At 36.3% G+C, this 16036-nt stretch carries 14 protein-coding genes; 10 read left to right on the top strand and 4 right to left on the bottom strand.

Going from position 1 to position 16036, the window contains the following annotated elements; translation table 11 throughout:
* Positions 1-2 precede the first annotated feature (2 nt).
* The 8 genes from BLT95_RS03330 (at position 3) to BLT95_RS03295 (ending at position 9369) form a co-directional block, all read left to right on the top strand.
* Complete coding sequence (locus BLT95_RS03330; protein WP_089664729.1) at positions 3-359, top strand: translation initiation factor; 357 nt, start codon at positions 3-5, stop codon at positions 357-359.
* 26 nt (positions 360-385) lie between these two features.
* Entirely contained in the window at positions 386-1315 is a 930-nt protein-coding gene (locus tag BLT95_RS03325; RefSeq protein WP_089664728.1) for a DUF1835 domain-containing protein, read from the top strand.
* Position 1316: 1 nt separating this feature from the next.
* Complete coding sequence (locus BLT95_RS03320; RefSeq protein ID WP_089664727.1) at positions 1317-2186, top strand: nucleoside phosphorylase; 870 nt, start codon at positions 1317-1319, stop codon at positions 2184-2186.
* Positions 2187-2259: 73 nt separating this feature from the next.
* Positions 2260-4314 carry a polyphosphate kinase 1 gene (gene ppk1 / locus BLT95_RS03315; protein ID WP_089664726.1) on the top strand — a complete coding sequence of 685 codons (2055 nt, stop codon included), beginning with the start codon at positions 2260-2262 and terminating at the stop codon, positions 4312-4314.
* Complete coding sequence (locus tag BLT95_RS03310) at positions 4311-5165, top strand: substrate-binding domain-containing protein (RefSeq protein WP_089664725.1); 855 nt, start codon at positions 4311-4313, stop codon at positions 5163-5165. The genes ppk1 and BLT95_RS03310 overlap by 4 nt, the downstream gene beginning before the upstream one ends.
* A 302-nt stretch (positions 5166-5467) precedes the next feature.
* Positions 5468-7117: a hypothetical protein gene (locus BLT95_RS03305; RefSeq protein ID WP_089664724.1), complete on the top strand. Its 1650-nt coding sequence runs from the start codon at positions 5468-5470 to the stop codon at positions 7115-7117.
* A gap of 183 nt (positions 7118-7300) precedes the next feature.
* The gene (locus tag BLT95_RS03300) at positions 7301-8512 is read left to right on the top strand and encodes a ScyD/ScyE family protein (RefSeq protein WP_089664723.1); all 1212 of its coding nucleotides are present in this window, start codon (positions 7301-7303) and stop codon (positions 8510-8512) included.
* A 275-nt stretch (positions 8513-8787) separates the two neighbouring features.
* Positions 8788-9369 (top strand): hypothetical protein, encoded by a 582-nt coding sequence (locus BLT95_RS03295; RefSeq protein WP_089664722.1) that lies wholly within the window; start codon positions 8788-8790, stop codon positions 9367-9369.
* Between the two features lie 63 nt (positions 9370-9432).
* Here BLT95_RS03295 and ung read toward each other — a convergent pair whose 3' ends face one another.
* Positions 9433-10098, bottom strand: a complete 666-nt coding sequence (gene ung / locus BLT95_RS03290) for a uracil-DNA glycosylase (protein WP_089664721.1) — start codon at positions 10096-10098, stop codon at positions 9433-9435.
* Between the two features lie 46 nt (positions 10099-10144).
* Between ung and BLT95_RS03285 the strand changes: the two genes are divergently transcribed.
* Both BLT95_RS03285 and BLT95_RS03280 read left to right on the top strand, forming a co-directional pair.
* Complete coding sequence (locus tag BLT95_RS03285; RefSeq protein ID WP_089664720.1) at positions 10145-12328, top strand: DNA mismatch repair protein MutS; 2184 nt, start codon at positions 10145-10147, stop codon at positions 12326-12328.
* Between the two features lie 3 nt (positions 12329-12331).
* Positions 12332-12748 carry a thiol-disulfide oxidoreductase DCC family protein gene (locus tag BLT95_RS03280; protein ID WP_089664719.1) on the top strand — a complete coding sequence of 139 codons (417 nt, stop codon included), beginning with the start codon at positions 12332-12334 and terminating at the stop codon, positions 12746-12748.
* On the opposite strand, the gene BLT95_RS03275 is transcribed toward BLT95_RS03280, so the two are convergent.
* The 3 genes from BLT95_RS03275 to BLT95_RS03265 all read right to left on the bottom strand — a co-directional run bounded on the left by BLT95_RS03275 (position 12745) and on the right by BLT95_RS03265 (position 16035).
* Positions 12745-14079 carry a dicarboxylate/amino acid:cation symporter gene (locus BLT95_RS03275; protein WP_089664718.1) on the bottom strand — a complete coding sequence of 445 codons (1335 nt, stop codon included), beginning with the start codon at positions 14077-14079 and terminating at the stop codon, positions 12745-12747. The genes BLT95_RS03280 and BLT95_RS03275 overlap by 4 nt on opposite strands.
* A 19-nt stretch (positions 14080-14098) precedes the next feature.
* Positions 14099-15163, bottom strand: coding sequence for a chorismate synthase (gene aroC / locus BLT95_RS03270; protein WP_089664717.1), 1065 nt, complete (start codon positions 15161-15163; stop codon positions 14099-14101).
* Positions 15164-15660: 497 nt separating this feature from the next.
* Positions 15661-16035, bottom strand: coding sequence for a response regulator (locus BLT95_RS03265; RefSeq protein ID WP_089664716.1), 375 nt, complete (start codon positions 16033-16035; stop codon positions 15661-15663).
* Position 16036 lies beyond the last annotated feature (1 nt).

Genomic DNA, 16036 nt, shown 5'->3' with positions numbered 1-16036 from the left:
AGATGGCAAAGAAGAAATTAGGCCTTGAAGATCTGGGAGGTTTCGTTTTTTCCACAAATGATGATTTTGACGAATCTGAATATAATGATGGAGAACACAGTGAAGAACTTTCTCCAAAAGATCAGCAGCTTGAAGCTCATTTTAGCAATAAAGGTCGTGGTGGTAAAACAGTTACTATCATCAAGGGCTTTAAAGGTTCTGATGAAGATCTAATTGCTTTAGGCAAAATGCTTAAGAAAAAATGTGGTGTAGGAGGTTCATCTAAAGATGGAGAGATCATAATTCAGGGAGATCATAGGGAAAAAGTAATGAAAATACTCAAAAAAGAGGGATATAAAGTAAAGCGTGTTGGAGGTTAACCTAACACGCTTTTTAGTATTATAAAATGGAAACTAAAACCCTACACATTGTAAACGGTGACAGTCTTGCTGAGCAGATGCAGGAATTAAATTTGCCTGGTGAAATCGTCATTTGGAGAGAACTGCTTTGTGAAGGGCCTACCCGAAAAGAGATAAATTCTGAATTTTTTAAAGCAAGGAAAAAATTCCTTCTTAAGGCTTATAATATTTCTTCAGAGAATTACGAAAAGCGTTTTATTTCTGAAATAAAAAGGCTTAAGTCTCTAAAAAATTATGACAATGTGGTTCTTTGGTTTGAATTTGATCTTTTTTGTCATATAAATATGCTGGCGGCAATTAGTTTTTTAAAAGATAAACATGGTGAGATCCCTATATCCCTTGTTTGCAGTAAGAAACTTCAGGGCGAAAAAGAACTGCAACCTTTATCTCAACTTAATCTTAAGGAACTGGAGAATCATTATAAGAATAGCATTCAGCTTAATGTTGAAGATATTGAAGTAGCCGTTCTTATCTGGGAATTATATTGTGGTGACAATCCTTTGAAACTGAAACCCCAGATAAAGGTTAACACTAATTTTGAATATTTATCCAGTTGTATTAGAGCACATGTTGAAAGATTTCCCAATAGTATTACCGGAATCAATTCTTTAGAAAGAAACGTTCTTCGACTTATAGAAAATTATGACATTAAGAATGAGAATCATCTTTTAGGGTATGCGCTACAATATCAAGGATATTATGGCTATAGCGATACCCAAATGAAAAGGCTTATTGAAAAGTTGTCTATTTTCTTCGAGAAAACAGAAAATAGAATTGTTCTTACTGAACAGGGAAACCTGGTACTTGCAGGCAAAAAGAATTTTTACAGAGATCTCAAAAATGAGGAATATTTTGGCGGTGCTGAAATGTATGATTTTCTCTATGAATCTGAATCTCACCGATTATTAAAATTATAGAATGAGTTTAGAAGCTTCAGAATTAATCCTCAACGAGGATGGTTCTATTTATCATCTTGGTTTGTTACCACAAGAATTAGCCAATACTATTATTACCGTTGGCGATCCGGCAAGAGTTTCCAGAATAAGTGTACATTTTGATGCTATTGAGGTAAAAAAACAGAAGCGAGAATTTTGTACACATACCGGAACCTATAAGGGCAAAAGAATTACAGTGATGTCTACCGGGATGGGAACCGATAATATTGATATAGCTCTTACCGAATTAGACGCCCTGGTGAATATTGACCTGGAAAACAAAAAGATCAAAGACGAGCTTACGAGCCTTGATATTATTAGAATTGGTACTACAGGGTCTATTAGAGAAGAAATATCTATTGGTAGTTATATAATTAGCGAACTGGCTTTAGGATTTGACGGTCTTATGCATTATTATAAAGACGATTCTTTTTTAAGAAAAGATATTGCAGATGCTTTTGTTGAACAAACAAACTGGTCTTCTAAAAAGGCCCTTCCCTATGTGGTTGAAGGAGGAAAAGATCTTATAAATAAATTTAATTCTGAAATAACCATCAAAGGTTTTACAGGCACGAATGTTGGATTCTATGGGCCGCAGGGAAGAGTACTACGTGCTGCGGTTCCAGATGATAAAATGAATGATAAAATCGCCGGTTTCAAGTTCAAAGGACATGCAGTAACCAATCTTGAGATGGAAACTTCAGGTATTTATGGCATCTCTAAATTATTAGGCCATAATGCTGCTTCTCTGAACCTTGTACTTGCCAATCGTCCAAAAGGTGAGTTTCTTGAAAACGCTTCAGAAATGATGGATAATTTAATCAAGTATACCCTTGATAAGATTGTTCAATAAAGGCCTTATTTAACAATATATTAAAAGCAATGCTTGGTCTACTTTGTATTTTTGATCAAACAACTGATAGTCCATGGAGCAACCAAATGAAGAACATTTTAGACACAGAGATCTAAATTGGTTAAGTTTTAATGAAAGGGTTCTTCAGGAGGCCGCAGATAAGATAAATCCTTTATATGAAAGGATTAAGTTTCTGGCCATTTTCTCCTCTAATCTTGATGAATATTTTAGAGTACGGGTGTCTCAACTACGCCAAATGAAAAGGGTGAAGAAAAGCATCCGTAAAAAATTAGCACTTCGCCCCTCTAAAATCACGAAACAGATCATCCAGGAAGTAAAAGATCAGCAAGATGTCTTTGGTGATATTTATAAAAACCAGATTATCCCTGAATTGGCGGAAAATGGAATCCATATTCGGGATGCAAAGCACTTCAACCACACGCACAAAAAATTTATTGAAACATTATTCAATAAAAAGATAGAGAAACATATAAACCCTATTATTCTTGATCTAGAAAAGGAAAATGAGTTATTCCTTGAAAATTCAGTACTCTATTTTCTAGTCACTTTTGAAAACGAAGATAAACTGGCGGTTGTTAATATTCCGGTTGAAGAATGTGGTCGTTTTGTAATGATGGAAGACGTTAAAAACGAGCTCAATATCACTTACCTGGATGAAATTGTAAGACATGAGGCTTTTAAGATCTTTCCAGAAGATAATATTACGGGTATCTATGAGATTAAACTTTCTCGGGACGCTGAACTTTATATAGACGACATCTACGAAGGGGTACTGGCAGAAAAGATCTACACCTCCTTAGAACAACGTACAGATGGACAGCCTACCAGACTTCTGTATGACGCAAAAATGCCTAAAGATATTCAGAAGAAAGTAAGAAAACTTTTAAAGCTTGGGAAAATAGATATGATGCCGGGCGGGCAGTATCATAATTTCAAAGATTTCTTTTCTTTTCCAGATCCTACAAATAATAAAAAATTACATTTTAAAGACCTGCCTGCTCTTCCTCATAAAACATTAGATAAGAGCAAAAACTATTTTAAAGATATTGCAGAAAAAGATCAGTCGCTGCATTTTCCATACATGTCTTTTTCGTATGTGGAAAAGTTTGTAGATATGGCTGCTGAAGATGAAAAGGTGACGGAAATTAGTATTTCATTGTATCGTGTTGCTGATGAATCCCAATTGACAAACTCCCTGATGAAGGCTCTTGAAAATGGCAAAAGAGTGACAGTCTTTGTGGAAGCAAAAGCAAGATTTGACGAGGAAAATAATATTAGTTGGGGACGCAAATTTGAAGAAAAAGGAGCTAATGTTATTTATAGTTTTCCTAAAGTAAAAGTACACTCTAAGATCATGCTTATTTCCCGGCAGGAAGGTGATGAAACTGTAAGGTACGCCTATATAGGAACCGGAAATTTTAATGCAGAAACATCTGCGATCTACTGCGATCATGCAATTTTTACGGCAAATAAGAATATCACGAAAGAGCTTTATAGATTATTTAAAGTATTGGAAGGTGAACTTATAATTCCAAGAGAGAAGAATCTCTTAATCTCTCCGTTTTCTACCAGGCAGGAGTTTGTTAAACTCATTTACAATGAGATAGAAAATGCACGAGAAGGGAAAAAAGCTAAGATCACTGCCAAAATGAATAGCCTGGAAGATGAAGAAATGATTCAACTTCTATATAAAGCAAGTCAGGCAGGTGTTGAGATTAGAATGCTCATACGTGGATTCACCTGCTTAATTCCCGGGATTAAAGGTTTAAGCGAAAATATTTATATAACCAGCGTAGTAGACAGATTCCTGGAGCATGGAAGAATTTATCTTTTTGAAAATGCCGGTAATGAATTAATGTTTTACGGAAGTGCAGACTGGATGAACAGAAACCTGGATAGAAGAATAGAGGTTATTTCTCCGGTGCTGGATGAAGATATTAAGAAAGAATTCAGGGAAATCTTGGATATTCAATTAAACGATAATGTAAAGGCGCGTATACAGGATCCCGAAGAGAGCAATAAATATGTTGAGCGTAAAAAAAATGAAAAAGAGATACGATCGCAATACGAGATATATAATTACCTGAAGAAAAAGCACGAATCATGAAAACGATCAAAGTAGGTGGTGTACCAGAACATTTTAATCTTCCATGGCATCGCTGTATAGAGAACGGGAAATTTAGAGAAGCAGGTGTTGATGTAATATGGAAAGATTTTCCAGAAGGAACCGGAGCAATGTGCAAAGCTTTACGATCTGGAGAGATTGATGTCGCGGTAATCCTTACTGAAGGTATTATCAGGGATATTATTAATGGAAATAACAGCAGGATCATTCAAACCTATATTTCGAGTCCACTCATTTGGGGGATTCATGTAAATGCGGGATCTTCCTATAAAAACCTAAAGGACCTCAAAAACACGAAAGCTGCGATAAGTCGAATGGGCAGCGGTTCTCATTTAATGGCTTATGTGAATGCAGAACATTTAAACTGGGACACAAAAGAACTTCAGTTTGAAATTGTTAATAATCTGGAGGGAGCTATTGACGCACTTAAAAAAGATGATGCCCAATATTTTATGTGGGAGCATTTTACCACAAAACCCCTTGTAGATGATAAGACCTTTAGATTAATCGCAGACTGCCCTACTCCATGGCCATGTTTTGTGATAGCAGCTTCAGATAAAAGCTTGGAAAAGGATTCTAAAGAATTAAAGATCATATTACAGGTATTGAATAAAGAAACTGAAAGCTTTAAACTTCAGAAAAATATCGATTTTGAACTTTCCGAAAGATATGGACAGAAACTTGAAGATATAAGAAAGTGGCTGGATCTTACTAGCTGGAGTCAGGAGCAAATAAGTTTAAACGATCTGGAAAAGGTTCAGCAAAAACTACTGGATTTAAATCTTATTCAAGATAAAAAAGATTCCAAAAAAATTATCCATAATTTTAAGTAAACAATTTCACGAGGCTCTTCCCTGAGAATGGTGGATTTGAGCAAACTTTTTATTTCTATACATTTTATTCATTTCAATTTAAACATTACATCTTTCAACTTTACCTCCTATAATTGGTTAATATTCAGTATATTATAAAATAAATTATATTTACTTTGTATATTTGCATGAATATATTTTTTCTGCAAAAAAAAGCTTATTTAAGCATAAGCTTAAGCTATCCTCCCCCCTAATTTAGCCCCAATCGTCAGTTCTTGCATTGCTGCTGGAAGTGTGTGAAAGTTTTATTTAAAAAGGGTATCATGAGGGCAAAATTAGTTTTACTATTATCTTGTTTAATTATTTCAGGTTATAGTGTAGAGGCTCAGATATTAAAGAAACTAAAAAAAACGGTAGAGAATACTACTGAAAAAGTCCTGCTTAAAAAAACAGAGCAAAAGACAGAACAAGTAGTTGAAAGCTCTTTTGATAGCGTTGTAGACCCGAATCCTGTTAACGTATCTTCTCCAAATCAGGTAAAGACCAGCTCCTATAGCGTAGATCCTGGTGCGAATAAGGCAAAACTCATAAATACAGAGGCTAAAAGATCTTTTTATACATCAGACGTTGTTGTTTTGACATCTGATAGCGAAGGAAAAGGGAGTGAATATTATTTTGATAGTGATGAAATTGCCGCCCGTGGAGTTTCCCCAGATAATGATACACCAATTTTTATTGATAGTGAAGGTTTTCAATATGGCTACAACGACCATGAAGAACGCTGGGAGAAAACCGGTATATTTAAATCTGATGCGATGGCATTTATGATGCCAATGATGTCTATTGGCATGTTAAAGCTTCCACCGGAAGCAACCCTTGAAGCAACAGAAAAGTTTAAGGAAAAAGGAATGAATCTCAATACATTCCAAATAGTTGAATGGGCCTTTATTTATAAACCTGAACATTTCCGAACACATGAATATACAGAAACTACCGGAGCATGTCCCGGTGGAGGAATCTGTCCTAAATTTCTATATAACGATCCTGAATATGAAGGTTCATGGGTATTATTCGATGAACAAGGACGTCTTTCTGAGATCTATGCAAATGTAAATACTCAACAGATAAAAGGAGATGGAACTTATAAATTCCAGTATGAACCAGTAACAGTGAATGTTCCAGCTGCAGTAGAAGTCAAACAGCCATTTCAGGATCTTTTCTCGAGAGGGCTCGATGCAAATCCTGATAATTCCGGTGCTGATAACCGGGTCTCTTCAAATAATGAAAGCTCGGAAAATACAAATCCCAATGAAAAGATCGCGGTTGTAGACCCTGAAAATCCATTGAGTTTTCCTGGTGTTACTTCGGTGGTACAGACCCAAGGAAAAAAGGTCACTTTAATGTTGAATACTGAAACCATGGCCATGAAGATGGACTTTCATGATCCTAAGGTTGAACCTATCTATTTTGATAGAGAAAACAACATCTATATGCAGAGTAATGATGGATGTGTAAAAGCAAAACTAGACCTCAATAAGGCTTTTTCTCACGTAGAAGAAGGATTAAAAGGGAATACTCTTCCCAGTGGTATTAATATGGAAAAAACAAGAGCAGATTATTATAAGAATAATTTCGGAATGCTGAATGCTCCATCTAATTTTCCACCCATAACCGGATGGGCCTATTTTTACAATCCTAAGATGTTAGAATCTCATAGTGAACTTGTAAAAAGCACTGTTAATTGTGATGATGGAACCTGCCAGAAATTTACGATGATAAACGGAGATGGAAAAGACAGCTATATATTATTTGATAAATATGGTAGGCTCAAGAAAATCTATTCTATGGAGGCAAAAGAGGGTTCTGTAACCTATACCTACCCTTCCCATAATGACATTAGAATCCCTGAATTTCAAAATTGTCAGGAAATAGATATGAATGAAAATGTTTTTGGAAAAATGATGGGAGGATAGAAGATTAAATCCCCCACTTTATGATAATTTTCCAAAGGATCTTCATAAAATATGAAGTGCCATTATTGACCCATCTCACCATAAGAACTACAATCCTACTTCTTGCAATATTATGTAGAAGATCTATTGACTAACACTGTTTTAAACAGATTAATTATTAATGTTTAACCAAAATTTTATATTATGAAAAATTCAAACCAACAATCAATTAATCTTAGAACAATCTATCTGTTGCTTTTAAGTTTTACTACGGTTTTCTTTGTTTCGTGTGAAAAAGAGACCAGTGAGCTACCTGGAGTGGTATCAGATCTAAAAGCGAACAGGAATATAGATGCAGGTCCTTACGAATTTCCAGGAGCCCTTGTATTTGACATTTCAGCAGCACCAGACGGAAGTATTCTCGTTGGACTGAATGAATTTTCAGGAGAAAGAAGTATCAAACTTATAAAAAACGGAGAGATCTCTACAATGATAGGTTTGGATGTTGCCAGTGATGTACACGGAGTAGAATCTATTGGTGCTGGAAATGCTTTTTTTACTACTGCAGGAACAGACCTTGCCACCACAGGAGAATTATATAGAGCATCTAAGGGTAAGGTTAGGATGGTAGCAGATCTGGCTAAATTTGAAAGGGAAAACGATCCGGATGCCTTCGAAGGTCTGCAATGGAAAAATCAACAATGTGAAGAAGAATTTACTGATAATGGGGAGTTAGTTTTTTCTGCTGGTCCACAGAATAATCCTTACAAGGTTACAGCTTTTGATGGTGAAACAGCCATTGTTGCAGATGCTGCAGGAAACACTATACTACAGGCGACTACACAGGGCAATGTAGATTGGAAAGCTATTTTAACACCTCCCTTAAATCCTGAAGGCGAATGGATGCAATTATTTGAAACGACTGATGGCAATGAGGATATCACTTGTTATGTTCAACCCGTACCAACTTCTGTTGCCATAGGGGATAATGGTTATGTATATGTGGGAGAATTAACAGGTGGTACCCCGGCAGGACTTCCTGTAGGTCTCTCCAGAGTTTGGAAAATGCCTGCCGATGGTTCTAATCTGGTTTGTTCTGAAATTAATGGTTCAGCAGATTGCAACGTACTAATTGCTGGATTAACTTCAGTAATTGATCTTGAAATAGGGCCTGATGGTCTTCTATATATAGTTCAATTTGATTCTAACAGTTGGTTATCTTCCGTAGTTCCTGATATCCCGTGGGGTGGTGGTTCCATTATTGCTGTTAATACGGAAACGGGACTGGTTGAAAAAGAAGTAGCAACCGGACTGGTTTATCCTGGAGCTATTACTTTTGATAAAAAAGGAAATCTTTGGGTATTAGAAAATAAATTATTTATCGGTGAATCCGCGATTGTTAGAATGCTCGAATAATTAATTAGTTTGGTAAAATAGGCCGGCAATTCTGTCGGCTTTTTTATGTCACGAAATTAATGATTACGGGGGATAGTTTAAATTAATTTTACTGGATTGCTAAACTTTTTTTAGTGTAATTTAAATAAATATGCCTGGGAATCAATCACTAAGACAATACACTTTTAAAAACAAAATTTTCACTCAGAATTTATCATATAATTTTTAGCTCTAAACGATAGTTTTTTATACCATTAATCCTATTTTTGATTGCGAAATCAATTAACGATTATTAAATGAAAAGATTATTACTCCCCGTGTTGCTACTGCTTTTCTGTTTAAATGTCCAGGCTCAGCAAGAAGATGAAGATGGAGAAAGAAACAACGAAACCGGCTTTTTGAAAGATGAAAATTTCGGCAAAAACGAATTAAGTATTAATGCCTTATCGCTTATTGCTGTTGGAGCTTTAGATATAAGTTATGAACGCTATATCAATGAAGATTCAAGCTGGAGCACCGAATTTTGGGTTCAGTTTAATGAAGAGATCGCAGATGAATTCTATCGTGATATCGCCTTAACCGGAAAATACAAACATTTTTTTAGTTCTAATTATGCACGTGGATTCTATGTACATGCTTTCGGAATGATCTCCAATGGGGATTACGGCGAAGAGTTTTATTATGTTGGAGATGAACTCGTAGAACAAGAAGAGATGAGATTTACAGATTTCGCACTAGGATTTGGAATTGGTGGAAAACTAATTTCTTCTGGCGGATTTAAAGCAGATTTTAGTGGAGGTATTGGAAGAAATTTATTTAATTCAAACTCACCTACCATTGTAGGGCAAATTATGGTAAATCTGGGATACAGATTCTAGTATTATAGATTAATTACAGAATAATTATATAGCCGACAAAATTATCTGTCGGCTATATTAGTATTACCAGTCTATTTCTTTTCGGCCATTTTGCTTCAGATAATTATTCGCTGTACTAAAATGTTTATTCCCAAACCAGTATCCTCTGTTCGCACTCAAGGGTGATGGATGACCACTCGTTAGAATAAGATGCTTAGAAGCATCAATAAATTTAGCTTTTTTCTTGGCATATCCACCCCAAAGTAAAAAAACTACATTTTCCTTTTTTTCAGAAATAGTTCGTATCACTTGATCTGTAAAAGTTTCCCATCCTTTCTTTTGATGTGATCCTGCCTGATGAGCTCTAACCGTTAAAGTAGCATTCAAAAGCAAAACTCCCTGACTTGCCCAGCGTTCAAGGTTTCCTGTAGGAGGGACAGGTTTATTCAGGTCGCTTTCTATTTCTTTGAAAATATTAATAAGCGAAGGCGGAATAGGAATTCCGTCTCTTACAGAAAAGCACAAACCATTGGCCTGATTCACTCCGTGGTAAGGATCCTGCCCCAGAATAACCACCTTTGTTTCCTGAAAGGTAGAATGATCGAATGCGGCAAAAATCTCAGGTCCCGGAGGAAAACATTTATGTTTTGAATATTCGTGTTTCACATAACCTATAAGATCTTTAAAATATTCCTTTTCAAATTCATTTTCAAACTCGTTTTTCCAGCTTTGGTGTATTCTTACGTTCATTAGAATTAAGTAACTTTGCAGTGCCTCAAAAGTAGGGAAAATTGATATGATAAAAATAAGTTCCAGGAGCCTTGATGATCTTGAGTTTCCGGTAGTGTGTGATCAAATTAGTGAATTATGCGTGACCGGGCAGGGAAAAGAAAAAGCTCTTAGCATTCAACCTTATCCAAGTTTTAAAAAAACAGTTTTCGGTCTAAATCAAACTAAAGAATACTTTGATTCGAAAACGGTAGATCAGCCGATACCTAATCATGGTTTTGATTCTATTCAACCGGAAATTAAAATGCTGGGTATTGAAGGCTCGGTTATTGAAATTGGCGGCTTCAGAAAAATAGCCTCTATTACCGAAACTGTAAACTCTCACTTAAAGTATTTCAAAAAATTTCAGGAAAACTATCCTGTATTATCTGAAACGGTTTCTCATATTGAATTTGATTTAAGTCTTACTGACAGGATAAACGGAATCATAGATAGGTTTGGTGAGATGAAAGATGATGCATCTCCCCTGCTTCAAAATTTAAGAAGATCAATTAATTCTGTAAAAGGAAAGATTAATTCCAGTTTTAATTCGGCTTTAACTACCTATCAGTCTTACGGCTATCTGGATGAAATTAAAGAAAGTGTTGTTGAAAATGTAAGGGTTCTTGCTGTTAGTTCCATGCACCGTCGCAAAGTAAAAGGCGGCATTATGGGTAACTCCAAAACTGGAAGCATTGTTTATATTCAACCAGAAGCTACCTATCAATTTACAAGGGAGCTGAATAACCTTGAATATGAAGAAAAGGAAGAGGTAAAAAGAATCCTGAAAGATCTAACCGAGTTTTCAAGACCTTACCGGGAGATATTAATAGAATACCAGGATTTGCTCAGTGATATGGATGTAATTTCCGCCAAATCTAAATATGCTGAAAAAATAAATGGGGTCCTGCCAAAGATCACCAGGGAAAGAGAACTTCATATTCAGGATGCCTATCATCCATTACTTTATTTAAGCAATAAGAAAAAAGGAGAAAAAACCTTTCCGCAGAGTATCGAGTTGATGCCTAATAACCGCATCATGGTTATCTCCGGGCCCAATGCCGGCGGTAAGAGTATTACCCTTAAAACTGTTGGTTTATTACAGGTGATGCTACAAAGCGGACTCCTTATTCCTGTACATGAATATAGCCGGATGTGTATTTTCAAGAAAGTACTTACAGATATTGGCGATAACCAGTCTATAGAAAATCATTTAAGTACCTATAGCTACAGGTTGAAGAACATGAATTATTTTCTCAAAAAATGTGATGATAAAACCCTGTTCTTAATTGATGAATTTGGTACGGGGAGTGATCCTGAATTAGGGGGCGCTCTGGCTGAAACATTTCTTGAGGTCTTTTATGAAAAAGGCTCTTACGGGATCTTAACCACACATTATGCGAATCTCAAAAAGCTGGCAAGTGAACTACTAGAAATGAGCAATGCCAACATGATGTTTGATAATAAAACACTGGAGCCCATCTATAAACTTATGGTTGGGGAAGCCGGGAGCTCTTTTACTTTTGAAGTTGCTCAGAAAAACGGAATTCCGTACAGTCTTATTAACAGATCTAAAAAGAAGGTAGAGCGTGGTAAAATACGTTTTGACAGAAGTATTGCGAAACTTCAGAAAGAAAGATCTGTGCTAAGAAAAACAACAGATTCTTTAAAGCAAAAAGAAGAAAAAGCTGCTGCACAAAAAGATAAACTTGAACAGGTAAATTCGAAAATACAGCAGAAATTAGAGAACTACCAGGAGCTCTATGATGCAAACCAAAGACTTATCTATTTAGGTCAGAAAGTGAACGATCTAAGCGAAAAGTATTTCAGCAACAAAAAGAAGAAAGAACTTATTGGTGAATTCTTAAAGCTTGTGGAAATTGAAAATTCAAAGAGAAAGAAAGAAACTGCTAAAGAGCAAAAAAGAAAGAAGGCACAGGAAAGACAATTAAAGCAGGAAGTTCAGAAAAAAATAAAGCCAATTAGAGAAAAGAAGCAAGAAGAGAAAAAGAAAGAAGAACAGATTAAAAAGCAGGAGGCTAATAAGCCTAAGGCAAAACTTAAAATAGGAGATCGCGTTCGTCTGGAAGATGGAAAAGCTGTGGGTTCAATAGATACGATAGAAAAAGGAAAAGCTATCGTAAATTACGGAATGTTCACCACCTCGGTTGGACTGGAGCAGTTAGAACTCGTGCAATCGGCTAAAAAATAAGATATGAGCAATATTCCTAAAAATAAAAAGATCGTGCTCTTTGACGGCGTCTGTAATCTTTGTGATGATGCAGTTCAGCGCATTATCAAACATGATAAGAAAGATATATTCAGGTTCGCCTCCCTGCAAAGTAACATTGGCAAAAAACTAGTAAAAGAACGAGATTTGGATCCGGAAGAATTAGATTCTATTATTTTAATTGAGCCCGGTGTAGCTTATTATAAAAAATCAACCGCAGCTCTGGAAATTTCCAGGGATCTTTCTGGTGGATATTCACTTTTAAAACACTTTCTTTTTATTCCTGAATCATTGAGGGATGGAGTTTATGACTTTATAGCAAATAATCGCTATAAATGGTTCGGGAAGAAGGAACAATGCATGATCCCAACTCCCGAACTAAGATCTAAATTTCTGGACTAAACTTTTTCTGTTTCAGTAACAGGTTCAGTTTCCGGATGATAATCATCATCCCAGTTCTTTACGTTAGGAGGCCCCATCATATCTACAGATTTAGCAACCATTAAGGATACAGCGGCATCACCAGTTACATTAACGGTTGTTCTACACATATCCAGGGGTCTGTCTACTGCAAATATCAGGGCTAAACCAGCCTCAGGAATCCCGGCCTGAGCAAGCACTATCACCAACATGACCATTCCTGCTCCTGGTACAGCAGCAGAACCTATAGAGGCAAGGGTGGCAGTTGCTATAATTCCTAACTGGGCTCCAATACTAAGATCCATTCCAAATGCCTGGGCGATAAAAACAGCTGCCACAGCTTGGTAAAGGCTGGTTCCATCCATGTTTATGGTGGCGCCAATTGGCAATACAAAACTGGTGACTTCTTTATGTACTCCCATATGCTCCTCTACCCTTTCCATAGTAACCGGTAATGTCGCGGCACTAGAGCTGGTGGAAAATGCCAGTAATTGTGCAGGTGCAATTCCGTTGATAAAGAAAGAAGGTGTATTTTTTGTGAATACCCAAACTAGAAGAGTATACACCCCGATCATCAGGGCTAAACCTATTAATACGGTTAAGGCATACATGGCAAGAGCCGCAAATAGATCAGCACTTGGAGACTCTACCACCAGGGCTGCTAACAATGCAAAAACACCATAAGGCGCCGTAAGCATTATGAGATCAATCATTTTCAGGATGACTTCATTAAAACCATCAAAGAAATCCTTTACCGGTTTAGCTGTTTTTTCCGGAATAAGGATCAGTCCGATTCCGAAGAAAATAGCAAAAAATATCACCTGCAACATATTCCCATTATCCCCTGCTGCTCCAATAATATTGCTTGGCACAAGATCTTCCAGCGCCTGTAAAGGTCCTGCATCCTTTTGCTTCTGCGCATCAGATATCCTAACTGAAGCATCTCCTTCATAACTGGTAATAAGGTCACTTCGGGTATCTTCAGAAATAGTACGTCCCGGACCAATTAGATTTACAAGAAGAAGCCCTATTGAAACTGCTATCACTGTAGTAATGATGTAGGTGGCAATAGTTCGAGTTCCCATCTTGGAGAGCTTGGAAATATCCTTAAGATCAGAAATTCCTTTTATAAGTGAAGCCAGGATTAACGGCACTGCAATTAATTTTAAGGCATTGATAAAAATATTACCAAATGGCTTGATCCAATCGCCAACAAATTCTGCTCCCCAACTAAAATTAGTCATGATAAGGGCAAAAACGACCCCGGCAGCCATTCCTAATAGTATCTGCCAATGCAGTGCAAGTTTTTTCATGTTCTGGTATTTCTAATAATTAGATTTTCGATGATTTATTATGAAGGTAAAAATCGGCAATAACTAGAGCGGCCATAGATTCCACGATAGGCACAGCTCTGGGAACTACACAGGGATCATGTCTTCCTTTACCCTGCATTACCACTTCTTCACCTTTAGAATTAATAGTGCGTTGTTTCTGAATTAGTGTAGCAACAGGTTTAAAAGCCACTTTAAAATAGATATCCATTCCGTTGGAAATACCTCCCTGAATACCACCACTTAAGTTAGTTTTCGTAGAGCCATCTTTATTAAAATGATCATTATGATCGCTTCCTCTCATTTTGGTGCCATCAAAACCACTGCCATATTCGAAACCTTTAACGGCATTAATGGAAAGCATGGCTTTACCAAGCTCTGCATGTAATTTATCAAATACAGGTTCTCCTAAACCTTTGGGTACATTCTTTATCACACATTGCACAGTGCCGCCAACCGTGTCCCCATCTGCCCTTATATCCTTAATATAGGCTTCCATTTTACTTGCCATTTCAGCATCTGGACAACGCACCGGATTTTTTTCAATTTCCGAAAAATCAAGTTCAGAATAATCCTTTTGTAATTCCATAGTTCCTACAGAAGATACAAAAGCATTAAAACTAATATCTTTAAGTAATTGTTTAGCCAGACTTCCAGCCACCACCCTGCAAGCAGTTTCCCTGGCTGAAGATCTTCCTCCACCACGATAATCTCTTACCCCATACTTTTCGTCATAGGTATAATCTGCGTGAGAAGGTCTATAGGTATCTTTAATATGAGAGTAATCCTTAGATTTTTGATTAGCATTCTTAATAATGAATCCAATAGGGGTCCCGGTAGATTTCCCTTCGAAAATTCCAGAAAGAAATTCAACTGTATCAGGCTCATTACGTTGAGTGACGATAGCCGATTGTCCCGGTCTTCTCCGGTCCAGGTCATTTTGAATACTTTCAAGGTTAATTTCAAGACCGGCAGGACACCCGTCTATAACTCCGCCTATAGCTACACCATGTGACTCACCAAAGGTGGTTAGTTTAAATAAGTTACCAAAGGAATTTCCGGCCATTCAAATGATTTTGAACAAATGTAATTTTTTAAGAACATAATTAAAAATGGAATCTAATTTAATGTTATAGTAACAAATAGTTCTCATTTTAAAATTTAATCAATAATTCTTAATTCTGCGCAAAGAACTACTGACTGATTTATGAAGTATTTATATAAATTATATTTAGATATCAAAAAAAAGCCATGAAATAAGGTCATGCTGAATATCTCTCATGTGACCAAAGTTGCCGGCAAGTTAACTTTTGAAGGATTTTAATAAAGGTTAACCTGAAAATATGGTAAATGACAAAAGCACGTAGAGGCCACAATTCTAAAAACAAACTGTTCTTATTTCTAATAATCAGAAAAGGTTTTAACACCATGAGACTTGTGACTGCCTGAAAATCTTACATTACTGTAATATAAATAAAAAAGCTTAAATATTTTATTCAGCCTAATGAAGTTGAAACTACAACTCCCAGGGGCGCAAGATATAGCAATATAATATAGGCACAACTAAGGCTTGACGGGATGACTTTTCAGAATTGAGTTGATTTTTTCAATCAATGTTTCCATGTCAAAGGGTTTGGAAATAAAATCTACCGCCCCTGCTTCCCTACAAATATCGTCTACATTATGCAATGCCGACATCATAAGGATTGGAACATGGGCAACTTCTTCATCTCCCTTAATCTGAGCACAAACGTCGGTTCCATCAACACCTGAAATTAATTTATCTAAAAGGATCAATTCTATATCATTTTCCAGAATATTCTCTTTGGTCTTTCTGGGTTGCTGAGAAACAGTAACTGTATGATCATTAAATTCCAGTATATCTCTGAGCATAAAACCAATAGTCTGGTCGTCATCAACAATTAGGATCTTTGCCATT

The sequence above is a fragment of the Gramella sp. MAR_2010_147 genome (assembly GCF_900105135.1).
Classification (GTDB): Bacteria; Bacteroidota; Bacteroidia; order Flavobacteriales; family Flavobacteriaceae; genus Christiangramia.
This window is presented reverse-complemented; position numbering and strand designations above follow the sequence as displayed.